The organism is Aeromonas sp. 2HA2 (genome assembly GCF_029237345.1).
Classification (GTDB): domain Bacteria; phylum Pseudomonadota; class Gammaproteobacteria; order Enterobacterales; family Aeromonadaceae; genus Aeromonas; species Aeromonas salmonicida.
Window position 1 is genome coordinate 142,632 of record NZ_JAACGB010000001.1, and the last position, 15,374, is coordinate 158,005.

General features: G+C 55.4%; 15 protein-coding genes and 1 riboswitch. Of the genes, 1 reads left to right on the top strand and 14 read right to left on the bottom strand.

Features of this window, described 5'->3' with window-relative positions; all coding sequences use genetic code 11:
* Positions 1–11 precede the first annotated feature (11 nt).
* From mgtE to GWQ29_RS00690, 14 genes are all read right to left on the bottom strand, one after another.
* Entirely contained in the window at positions 12–1,355 is a 1,344-nt protein-coding gene (gene mgtE / locus GWQ29_RS00625; RefSeq protein ID WP_275918748.1) for a magnesium transporter, read from the bottom strand.
* A gap of 122 nt (positions 1,356–1,477) precedes the next feature.
* A riboswitch (M-box (ykoK) riboswitch) is annotated at positions 1,478–1,647 on the bottom strand.
* Positions 1,648–1,857: 210 nt separating this feature from the next.
* Positions 1,858–3,066 carry a flagellar hook-associated protein FlgL gene (gene flgL, locus GWQ29_RS00630; protein ID WP_087755349.1) on the bottom strand — a complete coding sequence of 403 codons (1,209 nt, stop codon included), beginning with the start codon at positions 3,064–3,066 and terminating at the stop codon, positions 1,858–1,860.
* A 4-nt stretch (positions 3,067–3,070) separates the two neighbouring features.
* Positions 3,071–5,071, bottom strand: coding sequence for a flagellar basal body rod C-terminal domain-containing protein (locus tag GWQ29_RS00635; protein WP_275908399.1), 2,001 nt, complete (start codon positions 5,069–5,071; stop codon positions 3,071–3,073).
* A 3-nt stretch (positions 5,072–5,074) separates the two neighbouring features.
* Positions 5,075–6,166 carry a flagellar assembly peptidoglycan hydrolase FlgJ gene (gene flgJ / locus GWQ29_RS00640; RefSeq protein ID WP_275908400.1) on the bottom strand — a complete coding sequence of 364 codons (1,092 nt, stop codon included), beginning with the start codon at positions 6,164–6,166 and terminating at the stop codon, positions 5,075–5,077.
* Between the two features lie 43 nt (positions 6,167–6,209).
* Positions 6,210–7,307, bottom strand: a complete 1,098-nt coding sequence (locus GWQ29_RS00645; protein WP_265462404.1) for a flagellar basal body P-ring protein FlgI — start codon at positions 7,305–7,307, stop codon at positions 6,210–6,212.
* An 8-nt stretch (positions 7,308–7,315) separates the two neighbouring features.
* On the bottom strand, positions 7,316–7,987 hold the full coding sequence (gene flgH, locus GWQ29_RS00650; RefSeq protein ID WP_275918537.1) for a flagellar basal body L-ring protein FlgH: 672 nt from the start codon (positions 7,985–7,987) through the stop codon (positions 7,316–7,318).
* A 60-nt stretch (positions 7,988–8,047) separates the two neighbouring features.
* On the bottom strand, positions 8,048–8,836 hold the full coding sequence (gene flgG / locus GWQ29_RS00655; protein ID WP_265462405.1) for a flagellar basal-body rod protein FlgG: 789 nt from the start codon (positions 8,834–8,836) through the stop codon (positions 8,048–8,050).
* A 14-nt stretch (positions 8,837–8,850) separates the two neighbouring features.
* On the bottom strand, positions 8,851–9,597 hold the full coding sequence (gene flgF / locus GWQ29_RS00660) for a flagellar basal-body rod protein FlgF (protein WP_005320205.1): 747 nt from the start codon (positions 9,595–9,597) through the stop codon (positions 8,851–8,853).
* Positions 9,598–9,741: 144 nt separating this feature from the next.
* Entirely contained in the window at positions 9,742–11,070 is a 1,329-nt protein-coding gene (gene flgE, locus GWQ29_RS00665) for a flagellar hook protein FlgE (protein WP_159166758.1), read from the bottom strand.
* A gap of 10 nt (positions 11,071–11,080) precedes the next feature.
* A complete protein-coding gene (locus GWQ29_RS00670) occupies positions 11,081–11,809 on the bottom strand; it encodes a flagellar hook assembly protein FlgD (RefSeq protein ID WP_111587566.1) in 729 nt (242 codons plus the stop codon).
* Between the two features lie 15 nt (positions 11,810–11,824).
* A complete protein-coding gene (gene flgC, locus GWQ29_RS00675; RefSeq protein WP_265462406.1) occupies positions 11,825–12,244 on the bottom strand; it encodes a flagellar basal body rod protein FlgC in 420 nt (139 codons plus the stop codon).
* Positions 12,244–12,642 (bottom strand): flagellar basal body rod protein FlgB, encoded by a 399-nt coding sequence (gene flgB, locus GWQ29_RS00680; RefSeq protein WP_005320212.1) that lies wholly within the window; start codon positions 12,640–12,642, stop codon positions 12,244–12,246. Before flgB ends, flgC begins: the two co-directional genes overlap by 1 nt.
* Positions 12,643–12,705: 63 nt before the next feature.
* Positions 12,706–13,530 (bottom strand): protein-glutamate O-methyltransferase, encoded by an 825-nt coding sequence (locus tag GWQ29_RS00685; RefSeq protein WP_265421213.1) that lies wholly within the window; start codon positions 13,528–13,530, stop codon positions 12,706–12,708.
* A gap of 18 nt (positions 13,531–13,548) precedes the next feature.
* The gene (locus tag GWQ29_RS00690; RefSeq protein WP_275918538.1) at positions 13,549–14,460 is read right to left on the bottom strand and encodes a chemotaxis protein CheV; all 912 of its coding nucleotides are present in this window, start codon (positions 14,458–14,460) and stop codon (positions 13,549–13,551) included.
* A gap of 222 nt (positions 14,461–14,682) precedes the next feature.
* On the opposite strand from GWQ29_RS00690, the gene flgA reads away from it, so the two are divergent.
* Complete coding sequence (flgA, locus tag GWQ29_RS00695) at positions 14,683–15,288, top strand: flagellar basal body P-ring formation chaperone FlgA (protein ID WP_265178495.1); 606 nt, start codon at positions 14,683–14,685, stop codon at positions 15,286–15,288.
* Positions 15,289–15,374: the final 86 nt, after the last annotated feature.

Consider the following 15,374-nt stretch of genomic DNA (forward strand, 5'->3'; position numbering starts at 1 on the left):
TTAACGGCGGCTTACTGCAGCTCGGGCAGCAACCACTTGGCCATCTCGAAGTAGATGATGAGGCCGGTACCGTCCACCAGGGTGGCGATGAAAGGAGCAGAAACAACAGCCGGGTCAATCCGGAAACGACGCAGCACCATGGGAATGATGGAAGCAACGGTAGCGCTCCAGAGCACGATGGCGATGATGGTCAAGGTCACAACCATGCCGATCTCGGGGCCGACACCCAGGCTCCAGGCCCGGATCCATGCCGCAACCGCAATCGCTGCCGAGATAAGCAAACCGGTGGAGAGCTCCTTTTTCAAGACGGTCCCCAGGTTTCGCATGCTCACCTCCCCCACCGCCATGGCCCGCACTATGGTAGTGGTGATCTGGGTACCACTGTTACCACCGGTACCGATCAGCAGCGGTATGAAGAAGGCCAGCGCAATGGCGGCTTCAAGCTGCTCTTCGAATGCCCGCAGCACTGTTCCCGTATAGGCTTCTGCCACAAACAGGATAAGCAGCCAGCCCACCCGCTTGCGCCACAGTTGCCAGGGAGTCGCCTGCAGATAGGGCGTATCGAGCGGCGAGGAGCCACCCTGCATCTCGGCATCCTCTGTGGATTCGAGCTCCAGGATGTCGGCAGCATCGTCCACGTGGAAGATACCCACCAGCTTGCCCTTCTCCTCTACCGGTAGCGTCGAGATATCGCGGTCAATCAGCAAACGGGCAGCCATCTCCTGATCCGCACGCGCATTGATGCGCACCGTATCCCTGTCCATCAGGTCGCTGACGGGCAGTTGGGGATCGGCAATCAGCAAGGATTTGAGCGCGATACTGCCGAGCAGACGATGCTCAGCGTTGACCACATACAGGTTCTGGAACAACTGGGCATTGTCCCAGGCATCGTGGATCAACTGCTTGGCACTGCCCACCGTCTGCTGATCGCTGATGGCCAGAAACTCATGGCGCATGTTGGCGCCAACCGATTCGGGTGGCCAGTCGAGCAGGGAGTAGAAGGTGGACTGAGCCGGCTCCGGGAAGCGAGAAAGCAGCATGGTGCGCTCGCTGCTGCCCAGTCGGCGCAGTATGTCCAGCATGTCACGACGAGGGACAGCCCCTTGCAACACACCGATAAGGCTGGCATGCAAGCGCAGCAGCAGACGGCCGGCAACGTCGGCCGACAGTGAGCTCAGCAGGGCCGCGCCTTGTTCAGTGGGCAGGGTATCGAAGATACAGTTGAGCTCTTCCGGACGCAGGGTCAGCAGTTGATCGGCGCGCTGAACCGGATCCAGATTATTCTCCAGCCAGCCCTGCAGAGCGGCCAGATCGAGCAGTTGATGACGATTGAGTAGAGTCTGTGTTTTCTTCATCACAAGTGACCTCATGTGATTTCAGGCAGGGCCTGAGCGCGATCGGATATCCGGTCGCCGTCTGAAAGAAAACAGCAATTTGATTGACGAGTAATAGGCAGGAAATGACGCCGTCCGGCGTGTCATCATCCCCACGTACCAGCTTTAGCACTGCATAACGTATCCGGCATGCCGGAAGCCACTTGGGTTTACACCTTAATCCGATGAAAACTGTCCTGATCTTGGGCGTCTCTGGACGTCGTGAGATCAGTGGCCTTTGTTTATACAGGAGCCTCGCCTAACGAGATGCTGCAAAAAGTACGCACAACCCTTTGTTGTGCGGGCTGCATAATTATCGAATGCTCAATACGAGTCAAGCCACCAGGACAGGGTAATTGGCCTGCTGCAATATCTTGTTACAATTAGGGCTGAAGTGGATTCATATGGGAGTTAGCAGTGGGTATTCAGCAAATGGGCCTTGTCACCTGGCAATGAAATTGCGGTGACAGGGCCCGTGAAAATATCAACGAATATAATCAAACAGCGTCAGTTTGCTTATTTTGCTGAAAGAGAGCTGGGAGGCACTCAATGCCGCATCCTCTTTCGACAGGGTGGCGATCACTTCATACAAATCCGCCTCGGATACCTTGGCCCTGGCTTGTTGATTGAGGGTACTCAAACCGTCGTTAGAGCCAAGTACCTGCTCCAAACTGTTCATTCTGCCGCCGATCTCGCCCAACCCCTGATCGACATTCAAGCGGGCATTCTTCATATGGGACGTCGCATCCGCGACTTTTATCTGAAAATCGTCCGCTGAAATATTCGGATCACGCAGCGCAGTAATAAAGTCGGACATACCATCCAGAATATTGTTGTTCTGGGGGGGATCCAGTACGAAGTCTTGTGCCGCACCGCCTGCAGGCAGATCCAGGGTCAGCTCCAGGCCATTGAAGGGGATCTTGTTGCCCGCGACATAATCACCACTTTGCAACAGGGTGCCGCCGCCATCCCGTATTTCATACGTATCCGGCGTACCCGCGGCCGTGGTTACCGTATATTGGTTGCTGGCAAGGGCTGGATCATAATTATTGCGATAAAAACTGTCGAAGTTTCCCTGATCGGCCACCCCGACTTGAATATTGGCACTGGCAGCACTGCCGGTTCTGCGCGTAGGCACCACCTCAAACAAATTGAAGCCAGAATCATTGGCTGCAATTTGCACCGTCGGTGACACCTGAATATTGCGCTGGCCGGTATCTCCCTGAAACAGATAATTCCCGCTGGCATCTTTGATAAATGGCTGGGTCTTGCTTTGGTTGCCACCAAAAATAAACTCGCCCTGAGAGTTCTTGCTGTTCATCAGGTCAAACATCTGTTTTTGCAACCCTTCCAGCTCACTGGCAATCGCCAGACGGTCATCTGCGCTCACCGCGGAATCGTTGGATTTCTGGATCAGGGTCTGGGCACTGGTCATGGCGGTGTTGAGCGCGGTCAACACCGTCTCTTCATGACCCAGGCTGTTCTCAAGCAGGCTGCCATTGACGCCATACTGCTTGAATAGATCGATCTCCTTGGTCAACGCCATCTTCTGGCTCATGCCGGAGGGGTCTTCCCCCGAGGTCTTGAACTTGTCCCCGCTCTGCAGCTGTTCATAAGCCGTGCTCAACCTTTCGTTGGCATTGTTCAGCGAGGTGATATTCCGGCTATAGACCATGTTGGTGGTAATACGCATGCACTTACCTCACTGAAGACAACAGGGTATCGAAGATGGTTTTGGCGGTGCTGACCACCTGGGCCGATGCCGCATAAGATTGCTGGTAGCGGATAAGGTTGGCCGCTTCCTCCTCCAGGCTCACGCCAGAGACGCTCTCGAAAATACTGGTGCTCTGGCTCAATTTTGTTTCGTTGGCCTTGAGCAAGGTCTTGGCCTGGTTGGTCTGGTTGCCTATCCCTGTCACCAGGCCCGAGTAAGCCTCGTTGAAGGTCATCTTGTCATTGCTGGTGCCGGCGTTGGTGCTCTTGCGCACCAAGTCCTTGTTTTGCAGCTCCGCCAGAGCCAACCCGTTGGCGTTGTCGGCAAAACCATCCTTGTTGTAGCTCAGGGTGAAGCTGTCATTGGCCCTTACCGTACCTGTGATGCTGAACTCATAGCCAGGCGACTGGGTCGGATCGGCATATACCTTGGGTCCCCCCAACGGGCTCTCGATGGCAGCCATCAGATCCTGTCCCTTGCTTGAGGCCGGCGCCACACCGATGAGGGTAGTGCCATCTGCCGCATAGACTTCGTAGTTGCCGCTGCCATCTATCTTCACCACCTGGGGCGCTGCCGGATCCAGCGTATTAGTGCCAAAACCCGAACCCGTGCCTGTATTGAAGACGCCGCCAAGCTTGATCTCGGCAGAACCGAAGTTGTCCTTGTGCTTGTCAACCTTGAGGGGGGATGCCAGCGCCAGATCCTCCGGGCGGGTGGCCAGCTGGCCCAAGCCAGCGGCAGCATGTTTGGTCGGTTGCAGCAGGATCCTGTCCCCTGCAGCGGGCGTACCAGAGAGGTCGATCTGAATGCCATGCCCGGCAACCTCGAAGGTAGCCGGTGGTGTGCTGCCAGTTGCCAGCGAGGTGCGATTGCCATCCTTGTCCAGCGAGAACACCTCGTAACCGGTGGCGCTGCTGAACTGTACCTCGTAATCAAAGGTGGTGACCTCGGTGCCTTTCCCGGGCACGAAGCTGACTTTGGCGGCTCCGGTGCCGGTGTTCTGCTCATAGGTCAGCCCATCGCTGGAGGTAAGAGAGAAGAGATCCCCCCCCAGCTCGTTATCCAGATCCATTCCCAACCGGTTCTGCCGGTTCATGGCATCGGCCATGGCCGCCGCCAACTGACCGAGCTCACGCTTGCTCGGCTCCAGATCATTGCGAGCGGAAAACAAGCCCCCCACCCCGCCACCTATGTCTTTGTCATTGATGGTGGTTTTATTGGCCCCCAGAGTCAGCTGCAGCTCGGACTCCCGAGAATCCGGGTTACCCGACACAACGCTGAACTGGGCGACCCCGCCATTGAGGACCAGCGAGTGGCCCGTTCTCATGTTGACCAGCATGCTGCCATTGGCCTGAGGCACTGTGCTGATCTCCATTTTTTCGGAGAGCTGGCGAATGGCTTCATCCCGCTGATCGAACAGCATCAGATTCTCTTCCGGCGTTCCCTGGGTGCGGAGGATGGCCTGATTCAGATCATTGATGCTGTTGATGAGGTTGTTAACCTTCTTGGTCTCGTCACCTATGGTGGTGTTGATGGTGTCGGTCTGCTTGTCCAGCTGGGCTGACAGGGTATGAAAGCGGTTTACCATGCCGCTGAGCTCGCTCAGGGTGGTCTTGCGGCCGGCGATGTCGGCGGGAGCCTCGTTGGCGGTATGGAACGCCTTGAAATAGGAGGTAACGGCTGCACCGACACTGTTGCTGGCATCCCCCAGCAAAATGTCGGTATTGGAGAGCTGCTCGTAGCGACTGGCCGAGGCGTAATAGGCGGACGTATCACGGCGCACCTCACCCTGGGCGTAGGTATTGATGACCCGATCGGTCAGCATGTCACCCGTGCCCATACCGACGGAATTGGTATAGATCAGCGTACGCTCACGCACATAGCCCTGGCTGTTGACGTTGACTATGTTGTTGCTGGTGGTCTGCAGCAAGCGTTGCTGTGCCAACACACCCGAGGTACCAATTCCAAGCAGATCGCTTGCCATGACTTACAGCTCCATTTCTGTGTTGGTGGTAGCGGAGTAGCCAGCAATGGCATCACTGCGCAACACCTGTTTCAGTTTCCTGGCGTACTGGGGATCCGTGGCATAGCCCGCCTGTTGCAAGGCTTCGAAATAGCGATCCGGACTGTCCACCTTGGCCAAGGCCCCCTTGTAGCGAGTGCCCGAGGTCAGGAAATCCACATAATCGTTGAAGCTCTCCTCAAACGACTCATAAGAGCGAAACGCCGCCTTCTGACGTGACGCAACCCCTTGTTCATACTCCAGGGTGCTGACCACCGCCTTTGGGCCTTGCCAACGCGGATCCGCCTTGATGCCGAACAGGTTGTGGGTTATCTGCCCCTCCCCATCCTTGATCACCCGCTTGCCCCAACCGCTTTCCAGTGCCGCCTGGGCCACCAGCACCGCCGGGCTCAGGCCCAACTTGTCCGCCGCCTTTTTGGCAAGGGGCATAAGCCGATTGACGAACTCTTCCGGGGTCTCGAACACCTTCGTCGTCTTGTCCAGCGCCTTGGGTCCCCGTACAGCACGACCCTCTTGTACCAGCCCCATGGGGGGGACGGTGCGATGAATGCGATGCGATGAGGCCAACGGCTGGGCAGTCTCACCCATCTCTTTATCAGCAAAATCTTTGCCAACTTTTGAAGCCGAGATGAGATCGTTGGCTGCCGAGGTGGGTGGCTGGTAGGGTTTATAGACCCGTTCGGTACGCTGCGGCAGCTTGAGTACGCGGCCATCGTGACGGGTAAAAGTCTCGGGGGAGAACTGCTTGATCACCATGTCGGCCAGCCCCATGCCACCCTTGCTGGCCATGTCGGACACACGCTGCTCATCCAGCATGCCTTCATAGAACTGGGTATAGCTGCTGCTCATGGGATTGTCCTGGGTCAGCACCTGATTGGCCTGGCGCATCCCCTTGAACAGGGTCTGGGTAAAGATGGATTCAAACTGGCGAGCTGCGCTTTGCAGTGCGGCAGCCTGCCCATCCTTGCTCTGGCTCAACTGACGCAGGCGATCCAGGTTCTTGATATCCTGCACCATGCCCATGTTCATGCCGCTGTTGGTGTCAAACTCTGCCATTTTGCTTACCTCATTGCCGCCCGTGGCAACCCCTTGCCGCTTGTTACAGTATGACCAGCTGACCTTCGATGGCGCCTGCCTGTTGCAACGCCTCCAGGATCGCCATCAGATCGCCGGGAGCCACCCCGACCTGATTCACCGCCCGGACCAGATCATCCAGCGTCGCGCCAGTATCGAGCTTGAACATGCGCCCCGGCTCTTGCTGGACATTGATGGTCGAGTTGTTGGTCACCGCAGTATTTCCTCCCGCCAGTGGATTGGGCTGGGAGACCTGCTGGTTCTCGGCGATGGTAACCGTCAAGCCGCCATGGCTGATAGCCGCAGGCTTGAGCCGCACCTTGCTGCCTATGACAATGGTGCCAGTACGGGAATTGACGATGATCTTGGCCGACTCACTGGCGGGATCCACTTCCAGATTCTCTATGGTCGCCAGATAAGAGACCCGCTGGCCTGGATCCCGCGGTGCATAGACCTTGACCGAGGTGGCATCGAGTGCCTGCGCCGTGTTGGGCCCCACCAGATCATTGACCACATCCGCCAGGCGACGAGCAGTGGTAAAGTCCGGCCGATTCAGGTTGAAGGTGATGGTATCCCCCTGGCCGAAGGAATTCGGTACCTCCCGCTCCACGGTCGCACCGTTGGCGATACGGCCCACGGTCGGCGTATTGATCACCACCTTGGAGCCGTCGGCCCCTTCGGCTCCGAGGCCCCCCACCACCAGACTGCCCTGCGCCACCGCATAGACACGCCCGTCCAACCCCTTCAGGAAGCTTTGCAACAGGGTGCCGCCCCGCAGACTCTTGGCCTCACCGATGGCCGATACGGTCACATCTATGGTCTGGCCCGGCTTGGAGAAGGGGGGCAAGTCTGCATGGATGGCGACCGGTGCCACGTCTTTTATCTTGGGCTTGATGTTGTCCGGCACCTTGATACCGAAGTTGTTGAGCATGGTGCGAAACGTCTGTTCGGTGAAGGCGTTGTTCTTCTCGCCAGTACCGGGCAAGCCAACGACCAGACCGTAACCAATCAACTGGTTGTTACGAACCCCTTCCACCGAGCTGATGTCCTTGATTCGGGAGGCGTGGGCCATTCCCAAAGGCATCAGGCAGCAGATCAGGGTCACAAGACGGAGTGACGTCATAACATCTCCTAAAGCGGCCACCAGGGGCCATTGAAAAAGCTGGTAAGCCACCCTTGCTCCTGGCTGTTGGCCAGATCACCGGTACCACCGTAATGGATACGGGCATTGGCGACCCGCTGTGACGACACACTGTTTTCGGACGTCACATCTTCGGGCCGGATCATGCCGGTGATCCTGATGTATTCGTTGCCATTGTTGAGCATGATCCACTTCTCGCCGCGCACCACCAGATTGCCGTTGGGCAGCACCTTGGCCACGCTCACCGAAATATTGCCCTGCAGACTGTTGCTCTGGTCCGCCTTGGCCTGCCCCTTGAAGGTGCTGTTCTGGCCCAGCGACGCCGACAGATCATAAGGACCTGCCGTGACCGGCACTCCGCCCAGCGTAACGGGCTCCATGCTCAGCTTGTTATCCTTGCCACTCTGGGTGTTGGCTTTCTTGGAGGCAGAGGTGGACTCTGCCAACTCTATGGTGATGATGTCCCCCACTCTGTGCGCCTTGATGTCCGAGTAGATGCCGTTGACCTGATCGGGCTGGAAAATAGCTCCTGTAGGCCTGACCGACACGGGATCCGACTCCCCGTAAACGGGGGCAAACTCGGGATCATCGGGCTTGGCGGTATTGAGAGTGCTACTGCAACCTCCCAGCGCCAGCAGTCCCAGCATCCATATGGTTTTCATCATGCGCCTCCTACTGATGTGCGCGGGATCAAAAGTGAGCTCATGCCGTCCACTGCCAACTTATGTACGCTGGATCAGGAAGGACATCATGCCGTCCACCGCCGAGAGAACCTTGGAGTTCATCTCGTAGACTCGTTGTGCCTGAATAAGATTGACCAGCTCTTCGGTCACGTTGACGTTGGAGGTCTCCAGCATACCCTGCTTGATGACCCCGAGCCCGTCTGCACCGGCCACACCTCCGATAGGCGCGCCGCTGGACTGGGTTTCGAGGAACATGTTTTCACCCATGGGCTGCAGACCAGAGGCATTGACGAAATCGGAAAGGTTGATCTGTCCCACCACCTGGGAAGCGCCATCCCCTTTGAGCTGGATCGATACCTGACCATCCGTGCTCACAGTCACGCTCTGGGCATTTTCAGGGATCTGGATCTCCGGCTGCAGCGGATAACCGTTGCCCGGGGTCACTATGGTCCCTTCATCATTGAGGGTGAACTGGCCGTTACGGGTATATGCCGCACTGCCGTCGGGCAACTGAATTTCGAAGTAGCCGCGGCCGCTGATCATCAGATCCAGCGAGTTGTCCGTGGTCTGCACATTGCCCTGGCTGTGGTTCTTCTGGGTGGCCACTACCTTGGCACCGGCACCCAGCATCAAACCGGACGGCAGTTCGGTATCCGCCGAAGAGCGACCTCCGGGCTGGTTAATGTTTTGATAGAGCAGATCCTCGAAGATGGCACGGGATTTCTTGTAACCCACAGTGCTGGCGTTCGCCAGGTTGTTCGAGGTGACCGAGATGTTGGTCTGCTGTGCATCCAAGCCGGTCTTGCTGATCCAAAGTGCAGGGTTCATGTAAAACTCCTTGATTAGCTGATGCGCAGCAATTGGGTTTGGGCTTCGTCATTTTCCTCGGCGGTCTTCATGATTTTGACCTGAGTTTCAAACTGACGTTGCAACCGGATTAGATTGGTCATCTCGTCGACCACGTTGACGTTGCTCCCCTCCAGAGAGCCTGCGATCAGGCCCACAGTGGCCGAGGCCGCCTCATTCTGGCCATCCTTGCGACGAAACAGTCCGTCCTGGCCCTTCTCCACGGCGTCAGCCGCAGGTTTTACCAGCTTGATGCGCTGGAAGTCTTCCGGCAGGTTGGCGGCAGCCCCTTCAGGACGACCGCTGATGGTGCCATCCCGGTTGATCTCGATCTTTTCCATCGGCAGCGGCAGCACTATGGGTTGGCCACCATCGTCCACCACGTTCAGACCGGTTGAGGTCTGCAGGTTGCCGGTCGCGCTCAATTGCAGGTTGCCCATGCGGGTATAGGCTTCGCCACCCTTGGGATCCTGCACCGCAATCCAGCCCTGACCGTCAACGGCCACGTCAAGATCTCGCCCTGTCGTCATCAACATACCGTGCTGCAAGTTCTGACCGGGCCGTTCCGTCATGGCAAACACCCGGGATGGCAGCCCTTCACCGAACGCCTGCATACTGCGCGCCTGCTCGAAGTCAGACTTGAAACCGACTGTATTGGCATTGGCCAGGTTGTTGCCACGAACAGCCAGGCTATTCATGTTTTCCTTGGCCCCTGACATGGCGATGTAAAGCATGTGATCCATGAGATCCTCCGTCAAACCGATGACTCTGATCAGATAACTGCAATTTAGGTGCCAACGTCTGTTGAAGAAATACGCACGGAAGAAAAACTGAAGGTGTGGAAAATAAAAAGGGGCGCCGAAGCGCCCCCTGTACCACCGTCATTATTAACGGATCTGCAGTATGGTCTGCTGCAACGAACTGTTCACTTCCAGCGAACGGGAGTTGGCCTGGAAGTTACGCTGGGCCGTGATGAGATTCACCAGTTGGGAGGTCAAGTCCACGTTGGATTGCTCCACCGCCGAAGACTTGATACTGCCCAAGGTGCCCGAATTAGGTGTGCCGGGCAGCGCATCTCCAGAAAGCAGAGACTGGCGCCAGGAGGTATCGCCAACCTGAGTCAGTCCTTGCGAGTTGGCAAACTTGGCCAGCGCAACCATGGCAACCTTTAACGTCGTCGCATTGCTGTAGGTGGCAGAAACAATACCGTCCGGCGTAATCTCCACCTTGGTCAGATTACCCACAGTGGCGCCATCCTGGGTCAGCTTGGTGACGTTGAAAGGAGAGTTGTATTGAGTCACATCACTGAGACGAATTTCCAGTTCCTGGGTGGGGTCTGCACCGTTGTTAATAATCCCGGCCGCTGTGCCCAGCGTGACGGTTTTGATCGGGGCAGGTGGAATAGTTGTGTCCAATTTGCCACCGGAGGTAAACGTCATCTGAACACCTGTGGGGATGCCCGGGCCCGGGCTGGGTGCACCACTAGCGATATCAATGGGCTTGTCCCCCTCATACATGTACATGCTCCAGGTCCCAGGCGTCATTGGCGTCCCAGGAACAAGCGGATCCTCATGGCGGACAAAATATTTGGTGATCACATGGGGGGCACCAAGCGAATCATAGATCGTCACGGAAGTTGAGTGTGCAAAGGTGGCTGAGTTGGTGGGATCAAACGCAGCGGGTGCCGTTGGCGTTGTTTTCGACTCAATACTCAAGTTAAAACTTGCTTCCACCAGTTCGGTCATTTTTGGCTCGCCCGCCCGATCCGGTATTTGAATCGGCTTGGTGGCGTTGATGCTGACCGCCTTGGGCGTCCCATCCGTGTTAATTTCATAACCTTGCAGATAGTGGCCCTGATTATTGACCATATAGCTGTTTTCATTGAGCTTGAAGGCGCCGGCCCGAGTGTAGGTACGGTCAAGATTGGTCAGACCGTCCGAGGTGACGAAAAAACCATTGCCCTGGATCGCCAGATCCAGGGCGTTGTTGGTAAATTGCAACGCTCCCTGATGAAACTGCTGGGCAACAGCCCCGGTGGCCACACCATTACCGACCTGCGTCTTGGCATTGACAAAGATCGAGTTGGCATAAACATCCGCAAACTCGGCACGGGACTCTTTAAAGCCCATGGTATTGACGTTGGCAATGTTGTTGGCGGTAACGTTCAAATCTTTTTGTGCCGCGTTGACACCGCTCAAGGCATTGTTAAATGACATATCCAGCTCCTTAGATCGATGCTGTAGGCGTGGTGGTTGGTGGTGTGGTTGTCGCTCCTGCAATCTGCAGGATACTGTTCAGGGTTGTTGTGCCAAGGCCTTTCAGATTGAGCTGTGTCGGGTTGGTTCCATTACCCAAAACCACACTATCAACCTTCCCATAAGCAAACGTAGCGATGCTTTCTGGTTTACCTTCCACATTGTTACCGTTGGCTTTCAGGACATATTTGCCTGACGCGACGGGATTACCGTTCTTGTCTTTGCCATCCCAGGTGAATTCAACGTTACCGCGCTGATCACCTTCCAGAGGGAACTCTCTGATAACCTGTCCGTTCTCATCTTCTACGGTAATTTTGACATTCTTGTACTTGTTCTCGACGCCGACAGCCACAACACCGCCAAGGGAGCCGTCTTTCTCCAAAAATCCGACGTTGCTCTGCAACAGCACATTTTGCCCAACCAGCGCAGAGGCCTGCAGCGCCTGGCTGGAGGTCATCAGGGTATTGAGATTACCCATCTGGGTTGACAGGCTATTGATCCCCTCCGAAGTAGACATGGACGTCATCTGGGACAACATCTGGGCATTATCCACCGGCTTGAACGGGTCCTGATAGGAAAGCTGCATGGTCAGCAACTTCAGAAAAGACGCCTGATCAAGCTCTTTCTTCGGAGCCGTCGTCGTATCAGTGGTCTGGGTCGTGGTACGGCTGATGCCGTTCACACTACTTGTATCTGCCATCTGTGCTTACCCCTATCAGGACTTGCCGAGGTTGAGAGTCTGCTGCAACATTTTTTTGGCAGAATCGGCAACCTGCACATTGGTCTGATAGCTGCGCGAGGCATTGATCATGTCCGCCATCTCTTCAACCATGTTGACGTTGGGTTTGAAAATATAGCCATCATTGTCCGCCATGGGATGGTTGGGGTTGTACTCCTTGAGCAAGGGGGCCTTGCTCTCGACAATCCCTTTCACCTCGACCCCGACCGATGATTGCTTGTCTGACATCGCCTGATCCAGTTGAGCGGCAAAGATTGGCCGCCTGGCATGGTAAGTTTTTTCCACGCTGGAGCTGACGCTGTCGGCGTTGGCCATGTTGCTGGCCACAGTGTTGAGTCGAACAGACTGTGCACTCATGGCCGAGCCTGCAATGTCAAAGACCTTGAACAAACTCATTACTGTTCTCCTTTCAAAGCCTTCAACAGGCCACTGATCTTGCCGTTCATAAATTCAAGGGAGGTCTGGTACTCAAGGCTATTGCGCAAGAACTCGCTGCGCTCCTGCTGCACGTCAACCGTGTTGCCATCGCCGGTATCCGGCTGCAGGGGATTACGGTACTGCATCAGACCAGGGGCATCCGATTGCAAGGCAAAGTGCTTCTCACTGGTGGTGGCCATACCAAACCCTTGCTGATGCTGGGCCTGCGCCAATGCCTCTGAGAAGTTGATATCCCTGGCTTTGAAACCCGGGGTATCTGCGTTGGCAATGTTGCTGGATAACACCTCGGCACGCTTGGAACGAACGCCCAGCGTGTATTGGTGAATCCCGAATGCCTTGTCGAATGAAATTGCCATAGCACACCTCCTGCTTGATAAATTATTAGCAAGAGGTGTGCCAAAGAGGGATTTTAAGCGGGGTTATTTGACTTTGTAGACGATGCCAGGATTACAACGGACCATTTCGAACCGATCGGTCAGACCAGCCAGTGACTCTGAGGCCCCCAGCATCAGATAACCGCCAGGGTTGAGGCTGGCTGCGAACTGATTGAGGATCTTCGACTTCACTTCCGGCGCAAAGTAGATGAGCACGTTGCGGCAGAAGATGATGTCAAACTTGCCGAGCAGGCTGTAGCTCTCCAGCAGGTTCAGTGGCCGGAACGTGGTCAATTTTCTGACACGTTCCACCACCCGCATCTTGTTGTCACCATAAGGTTCGAAGAACAACTTTTTGCGCTCAGGTGACAAACCACGGGCTAGCGCCAGGCTGTCGTACACCCCTTCCTTGCACTGATTGAGCATGGTGCTGGAAATATCTGTGCCCACAATCTGCACGCCACCGGGCAAGGTACCAGGCTTCTTGACCTGCTGTTCCAGCGCCGTCATGGCGATGGAATAGGGCTCCTGCCCGGACGAGGAGGCAGCCGACCAGATCTTGATCGGACGGCCACTCTTGCCCAGTTCGGGAAAAAGCTTGTCACTGAGTAGTTGAAAGGGATAAGTATCGCGAAACCAGAGGGTCTCGTTGGTAGTCATGGCATCAACCACTGCCATTTTCAGGTCACGCTCACGCACACTCATCGCTCGAGTAACCAGATCAGACAGACTCTCAATACCAAACTGAGTCATCAAGGGTGAAAGCCGACTCTTGACCAGATACTGTTTGTTGTCACCCAGCACGATTCCGCTCTGTACTGCCAGAAAGTTGCTGAATTGTTTGTATAAGTCGTCCGAAAGTGTCTTCATGCAGTTTGTTCTTCTTGATTAGAGTGCGCCTTGTACGGCTTTGGCCAACTCATCCGGTTGGAATTTGGCGATGAAATTGTTCGCACCGACTTTCTGCACCATGGCCTGATTGAACACCCCACTGAGGGATGTGTGCAGAATAACATGTAAGTCCTTGAGATTGGGATTGTTACGGATCTCGGCGGTAAAAGTATAACCGTCCATTTCCGGCATCTCGATGTCCGAGATCACCAAGGCAATCTGATCCTTGATGGGGCCATTCTTGGCCATCTCCAGCAACATGTTGAGTGCCTCACGCCCATCCTTGGCCAGCACACATTGCACGCCAATCGCCTCGAGGGCTCGCTGCACCTGCTTGCGAGCAACAGAAGAGTCATCTGCTACCAGCACGGGACGACCATGGGTATTGTGCTCGATACTGGCATCCACCAACTCGGCACTTACTTCGGTCGACACCGGGGAGATTTCGTTGAGGATACGTTCAACATCCAGGATCTCCACCAGCTCGCCGTCTACCTCTGTGACCGCAGTCATGTAGTTGATGCGCCCTGCCCCTTTGGGTGGCGGCAGAATGGATTCCCAGTTCATGTTGATGATGCGTTCAACCGAATGCACCAAGAAGCCCTGAACTGAACGGTTGTACTCGGAAATAATAATGAAACACTTGCTCAGGTCCTCGATGGGACGTTTGCCCACCGCCATGCTGAGATCAATCACCGAAATGGTCTGGCCACGTATGTGCGCAACGCCACGAATACAGGAGTTGAGCTTGGGCATGACGGTCAAGGGAGGGCATTGCAGCACTTCACGCACTTTGAATACGTTGATGCCAAATCTTTGACGTCCATTGAGACGAAACAACAGCAGCTCCAACCGGTTTTGTCCCACCAGCTGGGTACGTTGGTTGACCGAGTCCATAATACTGGCCATAAACACTCCCTAAAAACGCTTGGCATTAATCATGCATGCGTATTGGCTTGCGTCAGACTATCGATGTCACTACAAACGAATTCTGAAGCAAGCATAGTTAAATATGGTGATATGCGTGAACAACTTATCGGCCTGCGAGAGAAAATGATTAGTAGACTTTTCCTCATCTTACTGCTGTTTTGCGGCATATCTCACGCCACGGCATCCGAGGTGACCAGTTATCTGCAAGAAATGGCGCAAGAGTTTGTGCTCGGCCAGCTCGATATTCCACTCGATGCCCAGGCTCACGTGCAAGCTGCCTCCATTGATGACAGGCTACCTTTGAGCCGCTGCGAGCAGCATCTTACCATCAGCCTTCCCGCCAGGATGGAAGTGCGCCGTAACACCACCGTCTACCTCAAATGTGAGGAAGAAAAACCTTGGGACCTCTATTTGCCGGTGCGCGTCAGCATCCAGAAACCCTATGTGACCGTGGCCACCCCGGTAGCCAAGGGCGACATACTCAGTGAGAGTGTCTTGACGCTGGCCTATCAAGATCAGACCCAGATCCGCGGTGATTATCTGAGCGATCCGGCCCCCCTGATAGGGGTACGCAGCAAACGGGAACTCAAGCCGGGTCAGCCCATACGGCTCAGCCAAGTCTGCGTGGTTTGCAAAGGCGACCAGGTCACACTCAGTGCAGAAAACAGCAGCATGCAAATCAAAACCATGGCCCGAGCCTTGCAAGATGGCAGCTTCGGAGACATGATCAGCCTCGTCAATATTCGTTCAGGAAAAACAGTGCAAGGGAAGGTCAGCGCAGTCGGCTCTGTGGTGGTCACCTTCTGATACGTTTTTCAGGTTATTTTTTTCTAAAGTTCTGACGACGGTCACCGATAAACAGGTAAGCGAACAGCAAAGCAGACGAAGGTAAA